Annotated in this window: 9 protein-coding genes; 7 read left to right on the forward strand and 2 right to left on the reverse strand. The window is 64.0% G+C overall.

Going from position 1 to position 13,078, the window contains the following annotated elements; translation table 11 throughout:
* Window positions 1-121: 121 nt before the first annotated feature.
* Entirely contained in the window at window positions 122-3,106 is a 2,985-nt protein-coding gene (locus tag V9L21_RS23285) for an L-glutamate gamma-semialdehyde dehydrogenase (protein WP_337315210.1), read from the reverse strand.
* A gap of 88 nt (window positions 3,107-3,194) precedes the next feature.
* Between V9L21_RS23285 and V9L21_RS23290 the strand changes: the two genes are divergently transcribed.
* The 5 genes from V9L21_RS23290 (at window position 3,195) to V9L21_RS23310 (ending at window position 9,908) form a co-directional block, all read left to right on the forward strand.
* Window positions 3,195-3,668 (forward strand): Lrp/AsnC ligand binding domain-containing protein, encoded by a 474-nt coding sequence (locus V9L21_RS23290; RefSeq protein ID WP_337315211.1) that lies wholly within the window; start codon window positions 3,195-3,197, stop codon window positions 3,666-3,668.
* A 296-nt stretch (window positions 3,669-3,964) separates the two neighbouring features.
* Window positions 3,965-5,740 (forward strand): type IV secretory system conjugative DNA transfer family protein, encoded by a 1,776-nt coding sequence (locus tag V9L21_RS23295; RefSeq protein ID WP_337315241.1) that lies wholly within the window; start codon window positions 3,965-3,967, stop codon window positions 5,738-5,740.
* A 64-nt stretch (window positions 5,741-5,804) separates the two neighbouring features.
* Window positions 5,805-6,269: a hypothetical protein gene (locus tag V9L21_RS23300; protein ID WP_337315212.1), complete on the forward strand. Its 465-nt coding sequence runs from the start codon at window positions 5,805-5,807 to the stop codon at window positions 6,267-6,269.
* Window positions 6,266-9,079, forward strand: coding sequence for a hypothetical protein (locus V9L21_RS23305; RefSeq protein ID WP_337315213.1), 2,814 nt, complete (start codon window positions 6,266-6,268; stop codon window positions 9,077-9,079). Before V9L21_RS23300 ends, V9L21_RS23305 begins: the two co-directional genes overlap by 4 nt.
* Before the next feature lie 205 nt (window positions 9,080-9,284).
* Complete coding sequence (locus tag V9L21_RS23310; RefSeq protein ID WP_337315214.1) at window positions 9,285-9,908, forward strand: hypothetical protein; 624 nt, start codon at window positions 9,285-9,287, stop codon at window positions 9,906-9,908.
* Window positions 9,909-10,093: 185 nt separating this feature from the next.
* On the opposite strand, the gene V9L21_RS23315 is transcribed toward V9L21_RS23310, so the two are convergent.
* Window positions 10,094-10,795 (reverse strand): YggS family pyridoxal phosphate-dependent enzyme, encoded by a 702-nt coding sequence (locus V9L21_RS23315; protein ID WP_337315215.1) that lies wholly within the window; start codon window positions 10,793-10,795, stop codon window positions 10,094-10,096.
* A 51-nt stretch (window positions 10,796-10,846) separates the two neighbouring features.
* Between V9L21_RS23315 and V9L21_RS23320 the strand changes: the two genes are divergently transcribed.
* Complete coding sequence (locus V9L21_RS23320) at window positions 10,847-11,890, forward strand: type IV pilus twitching motility protein PilT (protein WP_015867574.1); 1,044 nt, start codon at window positions 10,847-10,849, stop codon at window positions 11,888-11,890.
* A gap of 27 nt (window positions 11,891-11,917) precedes the next feature.
* The gene (locus V9L21_RS23325; protein WP_126749074.1) at window positions 11,918-13,054 is read left to right on the forward strand and encodes a PilT/PilU family type 4a pilus ATPase; all 1,137 of its coding nucleotides are present in this window, start codon (window positions 11,918-11,920) and stop codon (window positions 13,052-13,054) included.
* Window positions 13,055-13,078 lie beyond the last annotated feature (24 nt).

Here is a 13,078-nt window from a genome sequence, read left to right on the forward strand (position 1 = left end):
GACCTCTCGCGCCCGGCGCGCCATGGCTTATGCGCGCCGCGAAGGCGGTTATGCAAGAGAGGTTTGACCCTGCGGGCGCCCGTTCCGGCCCGGCGAAAACAAAGGCGCTCCTTCCGCCGCGTCAGGCAACGGCGCTCAGCAGCGCGGCATTGCCGCCGGCCGCGGTGGTGTTGACCGTGACCGTCTGCTCGGCGCAGAACCGGTACAGGTAGTGCGGCCCGCCGGCCTTGGGCCCGGTGCCGCTCAGGCCCTCGCCGCCGAAGGGCTGCACGCCCACCACCGCCCCGATGATGTTGCGGTTCACGTAGATGTTGCCCACGTGCGCACGCGAGGCCAGCGCCTGGGCGCGCGAATCGATGCGGGTCTGAATGCCGAGCGTGAGGCCGTACCCCAGCGAGTTGATGCGATCGATCACCTCCGCCGGGTCGCTCAGCGCACCGTGGCCCCAGCGCGCAATCTGCAGCACCGGGCCGAAGATCTCGCTGGTCACGCTTTCGATGGAAGGCACCTCGTAGGCCTGCGGCGCGATCATGTTGCCTTCCGCACCTGTTGAAGAAGAAGAAGTAGCCGGCGCCAGAAGACGCTTCGCCTCCGAATCCAGCCGCTTCAGATGGCGCCGGATGTTGTCGGCCGCTTCGCTGTCGATCACCGGGCCCACATCGGTCGACAGCAGCGCCGGATCGCCGGCCACCAGTTCCCCGGCCGCGCCGCGGATCATTTCGATCACCGCGTCGGCAATGCCGTCGTGCAGCACCAGCAGCCGCAATGCCGAGCAGCGCTGGCCGGCCGAACGGAATGCACTCTGCACCACGGCATCGACCACCTGCTCGGGCAGCGCGCTCGAATCGACCAGCATCGCGTTGATGCCGCCGGTCTCCGCAATCAGCGGCACGATGGGGCCGTCTTTTGCGGCGAGCGCGCGGTGGATGACGCGCGCCACCTGGGTCGAGCCGGTGAACACGACGCCCGCCACACCCGGCGCGGCGACCAGTGCGGCGCCCACGGTTTCACCCGGGCCGTGCAGCAGCTGCAGCGCATCGGCCGGCACGCCGGCGACATGCAGCAGCTTCACGGCTTCGAGCGCGACGGCGGGTGTCTGCTCGGCCGGCTTGGCCAGCACGGTGTTGCCCGTGGCAAGCGCGGCCGCCACCTGGCCCATGAAGATTGCCAGCGGAAAATTCCACGGGCTGATGCACACCCAGGGACCGCGCGCGGTGAGCCGCAGTTCGTTGCTCTCGCCCGTGGGGCCGGGCAACGCCACGGGCTGCATGATGCGCTCGGCCTCGTCCGCGTAGTAGCGCAAGAAGTCGATGGCCTCGCGCACTTCGGCCACTGCATCGCCCCAGGTCTTGAACGCCTCTTTCACCAGCAGTGCGCAGAAGCGCGGCAACTCGCACTGCAGTGCATCGGCGGCCTGGCGCAGCATGGCTGCGCGGGCCTCGACCGGCGTCTTGCGCCAGTGGCGAAAGCTGGCTGCACTGGCGACGACGGCTTTCGTCGCGCTGGTCGGATCGAACTCTTCGACCCGGGGTACGGCGGTCGCATCCAGCGCCGCGAGAAGCGGCGCGCGCATCGACTCGACGGCAAGGTCCACGCCCTCGCTGTTGCGCCGCGCGGGCGGCGGGCCGAAGAGCGCCGGCGGCAGCGGCAAGGCGGGGTTCGTCGGTTCGAGCCAGAGCGGGGACATGAGCAGCTCATCGATGTCCACGTCTTCGTCGCCCAGCTGGTTCACGAACGACGAATTGGCGCCGTTCTCGAGCAGGCGCCGCACAAGGTACGCGAGCAGGTCCTTGTGCTGGCCCACCGGCGCATACACGCGCACCGGCGCGGCGGTGCTCTTCATCACTTCGCGGTAGACGCCCTCGCCCATGCCATGCAGGCGCTGCAGTTCGAAAGGTGCCTGCGCCGCCTCGGCCATCTGCAGGATGGCCGCGATGGTGCCCGCGTTATGCGTGGCGAACTGCGGATACACCGCATCGGGCGCCGAAAGCAGCGCACGCGCGCAGGCCAGGTAGCTGATGTCGCTGTGATGCTTGTGCGTGAAGACCGGGTAGTGCGGCAGGCCGAGCTCCTGGGCGCGCTTGATCTCGGCGTCCCAGTAGGCGCCCTTCACCAGGCGGCACATCAGGCGCAGGCCGTGTTTGCGCGCCACCGATGTGACGTGCTCGATCAGTTCGAGCGAGCGCGTCTGGTAGGCCTGCAGCGCGAGCCCAAAGCCGCGCCACTGCGGCTGTTCGGCGGCCACGCGCGCGGCCAGCGCCTCGAACACATCGAGCGAAAGCTCCAGCCTGTCGACCTCTTCGGCGTCGATGGTGAGGTTGAGGTTGGCAGCCGCCGCCAGCTCGCACAGCTGCCACACGCGTGGCACCAGCTCGCGCATCACTCGCGCGTGCTGTGCATATTCGTAGCGCGGGTGCAGCGCGCTCAGCTTGATGGAAATGCCGTCGTTGTGCTCGGGCGCACGCGCCGCATCGGCACCGGCCGCAATGGCGCCGATGGCGTGCGTGTAGCTGTCGAGGTAGCGCAGCGCATCGGCATCGGTGCGCGCGCCTTCGCCCAGCATGTCGTAGCTGAAGCGCAGCGCATCCTGCTTGCGGTGCGCCGAGCGGGCCTCGTCCATGGCCTCTGCAATGGTCTGGCCCAGCACAAACTGGCGCCCGAGCAGTTGCACCGCACGCAGCGTGGCGGCCACCACCGTGCGCGCGCCGAGCTTGGCCATCAGGCCGGGCGGGTTGTCGCCTTCGGGCAAGAACTTCTTCGACATTGCGATGGCGGCGGAAGACAGGCGCGACAGCGTCGAATCGGCGGTGCCTTCGAAATCGGCGCGTCCCAGCTGGTCGGCCGTGAGCGCAATGGCCGTGGCGGCATCGGGCACGCGAAGCAGTGCCTCGGCCAAGCGCATGAGCGCCAGGCCCTCTGCGCTGGAAATCGGGTATTCGCGCAGCAGGCTTTCCATGGCCCAGAACGGCGGCGGGTGGCGGCGCACCGCCTCCACCCACGGCTTGGCGGCAGCGGCCGCCGCAGCCCAGTCGAGTGCGCCTTCCAGCGAGGCGAGCCGGTGAGAGACGACATCCGCTTCAGGGCGGTAAGGGGGAGGCAGGTGCATGGCAGTTCCTTGGTTCTATCCCCTATGGTCTTTGGATATAGGCCGAATCTTTTGCCAAAAAACAAGACACGAACCGGATAATTCACCAATGCCCGACCTGGACCTGGACCGCATCGATCTCCGGCTGCTGAAGATTCTTCAGGAAGACGGACGCATCACCAACCTCAAATTGGCCGAGGCGGTGGCGCTCTCGCCCACCGCGGTGCTGGCGCGGGTGCAGCGGCTCACGCGCGACGGCTTCATCCAGGGCTACGAGGCGCGGCTCGATCCGCACAAGCTCGGGCGCGGGCTCACGGTGTTCGTCGAAATTCTGCTCGACCGCACCACCGCCAACGTGTTCGACCAGTTCAAGGCCGCGGTGCAGGTGCGCGACGAAATCATGGAGTGCCACATGGTTGCGGGCGGCTTCGACTACCTGCTCAAGACCCGCATGGCCGACATGGCGGCGTACCGCGAGTTCGCCGGCACGGTGCTGTGGCAACTGCCCGGCGTGCGAGAAACGCGCACCTACGCCGTGATGGAAGAAGTGAAGAGCAGCGCGCGGTTGCCGCTGGGCATATAGCGCGACAACGCGAGCAAAGGGTAGCGGCGGCCACTCAGTCCGTCGTGTTTTCCATGCGCCTGGTGAGCGTGCCCAGCCGCAGCCATGCAGCCTCAACCTCATTGCTCCGGCCTTTATGGCTGCCCACCAGATCGCAGGCAACTCGAATGCGTGAAGAAGTTGGCAACAGGGCCGCAGTCTTATGTTCGATGGCCCATTGCACAACCTGCTGAGATTGCCCCGGCTTGTATAAGTCTTTCCTTATTAATAGGGAGATGACTCAGGATATGAGCAAAAGCAGGCTACTTATCGCGTTGGTGACACTTTTGGGGGTCTTGGCAGGCGGCTGGGTTCTCTCCAATTACCTTGTTCTGCTCATCCTCGATCTGCGAGACGCACCGCTGGCCTGGAACACGTGGTGGCAATACATTCAGGCGGCAGACCTGCCGCAGTACGCGCCCTACGCCACCAAGATCAAGCTCAGCGGCGCCATAGGCTTCGGCGTACCGCTGCTGGGCTGGGCCGCATTGCTCATCCCGCTCTTTCGAGCCAAGGCCGAATCCCTGCACGGCGACGCCAGCTTCGCCGAACTTGCCGATCTGAAGAAAGCCGGCCTGCTCGAGCAGACCCCGCAAAGCATTCTCATTGGCAAGTACAAAGGCCAGTACCTGTGGCTGGGCGGCGCCCAGCACGTCATCACGGTCAGTCCGACTCGCTCAGGCAAGACCACCAGCATTGCCATCCCGGTGCTGTTGTCGTATTTGCACTCCATGGTCGTGCTCGACCTCAAAGGCGAACTGCGCAAAGCCACCAGCGGCTGGCGCGAGACACAGGGTCACACCATCTATGTGTGGGCCCCGTATGACGACCAGGGAAAGACCCATCGCTTCAACGCCTTCACCCTGCTGGTGGGCATGGATGCGGGCAAGCGCATTGGCGAAATCCAGACCATCGCCGCCATTCTTTACCCGGACGAGCCAGGCAAAGACCCCTTTTGGACGAGCCAGGGCCGCGCCGCCTTCACCGCCTTCGCCTCCTACATGTTCGAGGTGTGGGACAACTGGGGTCGGATTCTCGGGCGCGCCCAGGACCCCAACACCGACGAGAGCTTTCCCAGTCTTGAACGCATCCTGCACCTGTCCAGCGGCGCCGATGGCAAGGGCACCTTGGCAATGCTCAAGGACATATTGAACGACCCGGAGCAGTCGGGCTTCATCAGCACGCAAACGCGCACGGTCTTTGGCAACCTCGCGGGCCTGGCCGAACAAACCTTCTCCTCGGTGATTGCCACCATGCAGGCGCCGCTGCAGCAGTTTCTCAGCCCGGTGCTGGCCGCCGCCACCAACGCCACCGACTTCGACATCACGGCCATCCGCAAACGCCCGACCACGCTGTACGTCGACATCCCGACCAACAAGCTCGACGAAAGCGGCAAGCTGCTGAACATCTTCTTCAGCAGCGTGATCGGCAACAACCTCACCAAGCAACTGGGTGACGAGCCGGATCTGAAATACCAGATGCTCATGCTGATGGACGAATTCACCGCCATGGGGCGAGTGGATGTGTGGGCCAAGCGCATCTCGATCTCGGCCAGCTACGGCGTGCGCGACCTGTGCATCGTGCAAAGCCGCGCGCAGCTGCGCTCGGCCTATGGCGACAACGACGCGCAGAACTTCATCACCAACCATGGCGCACAGATCGTGTTTGCGCCACGCGAGCAAAGCGATGCGGCCGAATACAGCGAGATGCTGGGCTACAAGACCATCCGCAAGGAGCACCGCAGCACCAGCCGAGGCGGTGGCTCCAATCAGGTCTCGACCAACTACACCGAAGAGCGCCGGGCCCTGTTTCTGCCGCAGGAGATCAAGGAGCTGCCCGCCGACGAGGAACTGATCTTCTATGAAGGCTGCAAGCCCATCCGGGCGAACAAGAACTGGTTCTTCAAGGACAAGGTTTTCAAGGAGCGGGCGAGTATGGGGCCGGCGCAGATCAAGACGATGGCACCCAGCAGGCAGCCATCGGTGAGTAGTTTTGCGCTGGATGACATCACTCAAACCGCGTGGGAGGCCAAGGTCCATTCGAAACGACATTGAGCCGGCGAAGGTCGCGGCCGCATAAGACCTCGTCCCAATCACTGAAAAATGCAGGAGAACTCTCATGACCTTTATCAACGAATTCACTCCGCCCGAGGATGTTGAAAAGTACGGCCTTAAGCAGATCGACAAGAAATTTGAGTTTGGAACTACCTCCACTCGTCAATGGACGATTAATAGGGAGCGCGATATATACCTGCGTCATGTGGCGCGCGCTGGGGGCTCAGACATTGAAGTTCGCAACCAACTCAAATGGACTTTTTACTGGAAGGGCCACGAGTTATCGATGCGATTGGATTTGCTCGATGGCAGTGGAGGGGACGGCGAGCCCGGTTGGTCGCACTGGCGGCTGGTGTTGGTGTGGTTCAACGGCGGCAATGGATTACCCGAACCGTTAAAACCTCATAGGCGCGAAATCCTGGCTGATCTCAAAGACGCCTTGACGACCTACCAAGGCGCTGGCGTTTATTCAGGCAACTACACGAGTTACAGCGTCACGCTGGACGTTGATTCGGAGTGCGAGCTGTGAGCGGGCCGTTAACCTCCGATCAAGCCATCGACCTGCTGCACAAGAACCCGGCTGCATACACGACGCCGGATCAGATTCGGACGCTGGCCGCTCGGGTCGACGCCAATGCCACGGGGCGCCTGACCGTGCTATACAGCGGCGGGGTGGGCAAGGGCGTGTGGTCTACCGATGTCATTGAGGGCATGAAGGCCGCAGGCGAAGACGTGCGAATTATCGATAAAAGCGAAGCTGCCAAGTTCATGAAGTCGGAAGATTTCTATCGTGCGGTAGCCAAAGCACATGGCCTACCCGACTCCCGACAGTTAGAAAATGGCAAGTACCGAGGGCCCGCCAGTGACTGGCTCTACCACCCCACTCAAGGCCCATGGGCCGATGCCTCGGCGCGTTTTGCCGAGTTGACCAAAGGCGAAGTGCGCGCGGTGGTCAGCGGCGCCGCACCAGACCGGGTGTTCGGCGCCGTCGAATTGCCACGCGTCATCGCCAACCCGCAGGTCACCACCATCGAAGGCATACCGCGCCAGACCTTGGCGAAGGTCGTGGCCGAAAAAGGTCTGCAACCCGCCTTCGAGATGATGGTTGCAAAGTCCCATGAGAACGTCGGCACCCTGCGCGCGGCGGTCAACGCCTCGGGCATGCCGATCAAAGAGAACGGCGCGCTACTGCTCGACAGCCGCGCCTATCTTCACGGCACGCCCGCTCAAGCCAAGACGCAGACCTCCACCGCCGTCGCCCGCAGCATGGGTGACTTGATGGGGCCACCCAACGCGATGGCGAGCACTGGTCAGGCCCACCTTCAGACTTGGCAGGCTCAGATCGCGCTCGATGCCGGCGTACAGCCGGTGCGCCCTGCGAAGGGCCTGAGCGGTGCGACCGCCGCACGCGGTGCGGTCATTCTGGGCGCTGCTGGCGGCGCGGCAGCCGTCGGCTACGACATTCTCACCACCGGCCAAAAAGTCGCCCACCTCCTCAACCAGGGCAACACCACCGGCGCCCAATCCGAAATCCTGCACTTCGCCGGACGCGCCGGTGGCGGCGCGGCGGGTGCAGTGGCGGGCAGTTCCCTCGGTGGCGCGGTTGCCGGCCCTTGGGGTGCGGTAGGCGGCGGCATCCTGGGCGGCGCCGCCGGCGTCCTCGGCGGCGACAAGCTTCTGGACGCGGCAGACCAGCAGCACATCCACACCCAGCGCGGCAGCGACGGCAACAGCTGGTACTACGACGAACGCCCCGGACAGGGCTGGATGCGCATGAGCGCTGACGAAGGCCCCGGGCGGGCCGGCATGCCCGTGCGGGCGGTGCGCGCAAATGCCCTCCTGGCCGATGAGCTGAACTACAAGGCCAGCAGCACCGCCGTCGAACTGGCGCTCACCCATCCGCGGGCACCCCAAGACCCGTTCAGGCAAGCACCCGAGCGCATCGGCGAAACGGTGCGCCCGGGCATCGGCGCCAGCCATCCGTGGCTACGCGATCCGCAAAGCCATGCCTGGACGCGTCAGGCCATCGCGCCGGCCACGCCCCTGACGCACGGCATGCCGGTTCAGCGCACCGTCACGGCCACCCCGGAGCAGAGCCGGCAGCTGGACGCAGCGGCACAGCGCGTCATCGCGGACAACATCGTCCATAGCCCGCAAGCCATCGCGCAGCGCTATCTGGAGGCCTATGGTCAGCATGGATGGAAGCAGCACGGCCCGGTGCCGGAGGCCGTCACCCACGCCGCCCAGGGCCATGTGCGCGAGGAGCCCCATGCCACGCCCCGGCACACGCCTGCGCAGCCGCAGCCCGCGAGCGGCCACCTGACACCTCAGCAGATCGAACGCATCACCACGCATGAATCGCGCATCGTGCCCACGCCGGGCGGCATGAGCTTTGCCGAGGCGCACCGGCGTCGCGACGAACCCGAGCAGATTTCCCCGGGCTCGTTGCGGCCCGTGGGCAAGCTGGATACATCCCAGATGGACAAGGGCAGCCGGTTGTACCGGATGCACCTGGCGCAGGAGCAGGCCCATATGCGCGACCTGGAGATTGCGCTGGCGCAGGACAGGGAGCGGTTCAAGAACGAACCGAGCCCTCAAAGGACACAGCAGCCTTCGGTGGAGCGCACGCAGGAGCGTACGCCGGAACGCATGCAGGAACGCGTGCAGGAACAGGCGCCGGCCCCAAGCAGAGGAGAGCCTGTGCCGAACCGTCAAAGTGCCCTTGAGGAACGCGCCGCCACGTCCCCGGCTTCGCAGCCGATGGCCCAACCCGCTGCAGCGGCCATGGCGGCGGCGCAAGCCGAGGCCGCTGCGGCACAGGCCCGGGCGGCTGCGGCGCAGGCCGAGTTGGCCGCGATGCGGGAGCAGGTGGCACACCTGGCCGAGCAGCGCAGGCCAGACGGCCTGGAGCGGCGAGAGAGCGATCCGATATCCGCAACTGCCGCAACGGCTGTGGCTGACACGAGCCGCCCGCTTCTGCGCGATTTCAGCGACCCGAGCCATCCCCAAAACGCGCTGTACAACACTCTCAAAGCGGGGCTTCCAGAGCGCACGGATCCGGCGTGGCTCTCGCATGTGACGGCGGCCTGCTACAAGTCAGGCATCAAGCAGCCCGGCGATCTGGGCGATGTAGTGGGCAGGGAAGGCAAGCTTCACATGCGTTCCAACTCATTGTTCAGTCACATCGCCACCGTCGACGTCACGCAGCCCACGCCCAGCGTGCAGCAGACCATGCAGGACGTGCAGCAACTCGACCAGCAACGCGCAGCCGATCGCGCCCAATCTCAGGCACAGGCCGCAGCGCAAGCCAACCAGCAGCAGGGGCCGGCGCTAGCCTGACCGCCGCTGCTCTCCGGGTGCCGGCGCAATCCATGTCGCGCCTTGCCATGCACAAGCCGACTCCCACCTTTGCGGCGGCCGCAGTCAATCGGGCTCATTTCCATCGGATCGATGCTGCGGCCTTGCAGCGCGTTACCAAGGGAGAGTGGTGAGCATGAGACTTTGGCCACGGCCCAGTTGCTGGGCCTGACGCGCAAGCAGGGATATGGCACCGTCTGCGGCCTTTGTTTCGGCGCCCACCGCCAGCTCTCACGCACATGGATCATCACATCTTAAAACCGACATCGATATAAAGATAATGAAATCAAAGAGCGTTTCTCATCCGAAAACTTGGTTCTTTTGTCTGATTGGCACAATTTCAATTAGCGCAGGATTCACTGCATTTGAATTTGACTTTTTAGTTGCACAACAAATATTACTCAGGCTGCTTCAGTCCACGCCAACCATCGCCGAGAGTCCGATCCTTGTGGAATTGTTTCCTTTTAAAGTTTTTGCAACCACAACGATATTTGTTTTTGTTCCACTGCTACTAGGCTGGTACTTTCGAGAAAACTTCGCCGGATATGCATTGGCCACAAGTTCATTCTTTTTAATATCAATCCTCATTTCGTTAGGCGTCTTAGCGGTATACAAAGATTACATGCTGACAGAACTAAGATTGACAATCGTCTCGGAACTCCCTGCCTCTATAAGCAGAACTACGCCTATGACGCTCGGTCAGATTACGGCGGTGACGGAAGTGCCCATCGCAAAAATGCTTTTGACCTCCCCCTTGCTGTTTGCCATTGGGGCTTTTTTCTGGATCAGAAAAAGAACCAGCAGCGCGTGATTAAATTAAGTCCCAGGACACAGGCGGCAGTGCAAGCCAACCAGCAGCAGGGATCGGTGATGCGCGGCCCACGAGGGTGGCGATGCTGTGAAACCACGGGCTGAACGCACTGGCGGACCTGTACACGATCGCGGCCACCCGAGGAACATGATTTCGGCGCGCTGGCGCTAGCGCCAGCCGGGTCGTCAGGCAGGTTTTTGCGGCCGCCCGCCGAAGATGGCCGTGCCGATGCGAACCATCGTGCTACCCGCGCTGACGGCCGCCTCCAGGTCGGCGCTCATGCCCAGCGAAAGCGTGTCGACTTCGATGCCCGCCGCGCGAATGGCGTCGTAAACCGCACGCGCGCGCAGGCACAGTTCGCGTTGCGCGGCGTAATCCGCCGCCGGCTCGGGAATGGCCATGACCCCACGCAGCTGCAAATGTGGCAAAGCCGCCACAGCGCGCGCAAGCGGCAAAGCCTCTTCCGGAGGCACGCCTGACTTGTTGGCGCCGCCGTCCACATTGACCTGCAGGCACACCTGCAGCGGCGGCAAATGCGCCGGCCGCTGCGCCGAAAGGCGCTCGGCAATCTTGAGCCGATCGATGCTGTGCACCCAGTCGAAATGCTCGGCCACGGGCCGCGTCTTGTTGCTTTGCAGAGGGCCGATGCAGTGCCACTCGAGCTCCGCGCGCAGATCCGAAAGCGCCTCGATCTTGTCCAAGCCCTCTTGCACATAGTTCTCGCCGAACGCCCGCTGGCCCGCCGCATGGGCCTCGCGCACGGCCTCCGGACCGAAGGTCTTGGACACCGCCAGCAGCCGGACTTCGGCCGGGTTGCGCCCCTCGGCGGCGCAGGCCTTTTCGATCCGGTTCTTTACTTGCTGGAGGTCGTCGCCAATCATCGTCATAATCGTCCAAAATCGTATCAAAACGTCACCGAACTCGAGTCGAGGATCCCCGTGGACATTACCCAGCTGCTGGCATTCAGCGTCAAGAACAAAGCCTCCGACCTGCATTTGTCGGCCGGCCTGCCGCCCATGATTCGCGTCCATGGCGACGTGCGGCGCATCAACGTCGATGCACTCGACCACAAGTCAGTGCACGCCATGGTGTACGACATCATGAGCGACACGCACCGCAAGCACTACGAAGAGTTTCTGGAGGTCGACTTCTCGTTCGAGATCGACGGCCTGGCCCGCTTTCGGGTGAACGCCTTCAACCAGGCGCGCGGCGCAGCGGCGGTGTTCCGGACCATTCCTTCGAAGATCCTGACGCTGGAGCAGCTCAACGCGCCCAAGATTTTCGCGGAACTGGCGCTCAAGCCGCGCGGCCTGGTGCTGGTGACGGGGCCCACGGGCTCGGGCAAGTCGACCACGCTGGCCGCGATGGTCAACTACCTGAACGAAAACGAGTACGGCCACATTCTCACGGTGGAAGACCCGATCGAGTTTGTGCACGAATCGAAGAAGTGCCTGATCAACCAGCGCGAAGTCGGGCCGATGACGCTGTCGTTCTCGAACGCCCTGCGCTCTGCCCTGCGCGAAGACCCGGACGCCATCTTGGTGGGCGAGCTGCGCGACCTGGAAACCATTCGCCTGGCGATGACCGCGGCCGAAACGGGCCACCTGGTGTTCGGCACGCTGCACACCTCGTCGGCCGCCAAGACCATCGACCGGATCATCGACGTGTTCCCGGGCGAAGAAAAGGAAATGATCCGGGCCATGCTGTCCGAATCGCTTCAGGCCGTGATCTCGCAGACGCTTTGCAAGACCAAGGACGGCCAGGGCCGCGTGGCGGCGCACGAGATCATGCTGGGCACGCCCGCCATCCGCAATTTGATTCGCGAGGCCAAGGTGGCGCAGATGTATTCGGCCATTCAGACCGGCCAGGGCGCGGGCATGCAGACGCTGGACCAGAACCTGACCGACCTCGTGCGCCGCAATGCCATTTCGGCGGCGGAAGCACGCGGCAAGGCCAAGATCCCCGAGAATTTCCCAGGCTGATCCACAGCCCTTCGGAGTACCGACATCATGGAACGCGATCAAGCCAGCCAGTTCATCAACGACCTGCTCAAGCTCATGGTGAGCCGCAACGGCAGCGACTTGTTCATTACCGCGGACTTTCCGCCCGCCATCAAGGTCGACGGCAAGGTGACCAAGGTGTCGCAGCAGGCGCTGGGCGCGCAGCACACGCTGGCGCTGACGCGCTCGGTCATGAACGACCGGCAGACGGCGGAGTTCGAGCGCACCAAGGAGTGCAACTTTGCCATTTCGCCCACCGGCATCGGCCGCTTCCGCGTGAACGCCTTCGTGCAGCAGGGCAAGGTTGGCATGGTGCTGCGGACCATTCCGGCCAAGCTGCCGACCATCGACGGCCTGGGCATGCCGCAGGTGCTGAAAGACGTGTCGATGACCAAGCGCGGCCTCACCATCATGGTGGGCGCCACGGGCTCGGGCAAGTCGACCACGCTGGCGGCCATGATCGACTGGCGCAACGAAAACTCCTACGGCCACATCGTGACGGTGGAAGACCCGGTGGAGTTTGTGCACCCGCACAAGAACTGCGTGGTGACGCAGCGCGAAGTGGGCATTGACACCGACAGCTGGGAAGCCGCGCTCAAGAACACGCTGCGCCAGGCACCCGACGTGATCTTGATGGGCGAAATTCGCGACCGCGAAACCATGGAACACGCGGTGGCTTTTGCCGAAACCGGCCACCTTTGCATGGCCACGCTGCACGCCAACAGCGCCAACCAGGCGCTCGACCGCATCATCAACTTCTTTCCCGAAGAACGCCGCGCGCAGCTGCTGATGGACCTGTCGCTGAACCTGCGCTCGCTGGTTTCGCAGCGCCTGATTCCCACCGAAGACGGCCAAGGCCGTGTCGCCGCGGTGGAAGTGCTGCTGAACACGCCACTGATTTCCGACCTGATCTTCAAGGGCGAAGTCGGCGAGATCAAGGAGATCATGAAGAAGAGCCGCAACCTCGGCATGCAGACCTTCGACCAGGCGCTGTTCGACCTGTTCGAGAGCCATTCGATCACCTTCGAAGACGCGATTCGCAACGCCGACTCGGCCAACGACCTGCGGCTGCAGATCAAGCTCAACAGCCAGCGCGCGCGCAGCACCGACCTCTCCGCGGGCACGGAGCATTTCGCGATCGTCTAGCCGCGTGACTCGGGTGCGGCGTTG

This window comes from Variovorax sp. CCNWLW235, assembly GCF_037204085.1.
GTDB lineage: Bacteria > Pseudomonadota > Gammaproteobacteria > Burkholderiales > Burkholderiaceae_C > Variovorax.

Excerpts from the sequence above, each read along its gene's own strand:
- V9L21_RS23285 (WP_337315210.1), bottom strand. The coding sequence starts at position 3,106 with ATGCACCTGCCTCCCCCTTACCGCCCTGAAGCGGATGTCGTCTCTCAC.
- V9L21_RS23290 (WP_337315211.1), top strand. The coding sequence starts at position 3,195 with ATGCCCGACCTGGACCTGGACCGCATCGATCTCCGGCTGCTGAAGATT.
- V9L21_RS23300 (WP_337315212.1), top strand. The coding sequence starts at position 5,805 with ATGACCTTTATCAACGAATTCACTCCGCCCGAGGATGTTGAAAAGTAC.
- V9L21_RS23310 (WP_337315214.1), top strand. The coding sequence starts at position 9,285 with ATGGCACCGTCTGCGGCCTTTGTTTCGGCGCCCACCGCCAGCTCTCAC.
- V9L21_RS23315 (WP_337315215.1), bottom strand. The coding sequence starts at position 10,795 with ATGACGATGATTGGCGACGACCTCCAGCAAGTAAAGAACCGGATCGAA.
- V9L21_RS23325 (WP_126749074.1), top strand. The coding sequence starts at position 11,918 with ATGGAACGCGATCAAGCCAGCCAGTTCATCAACGACCTGCTCAAGCTC.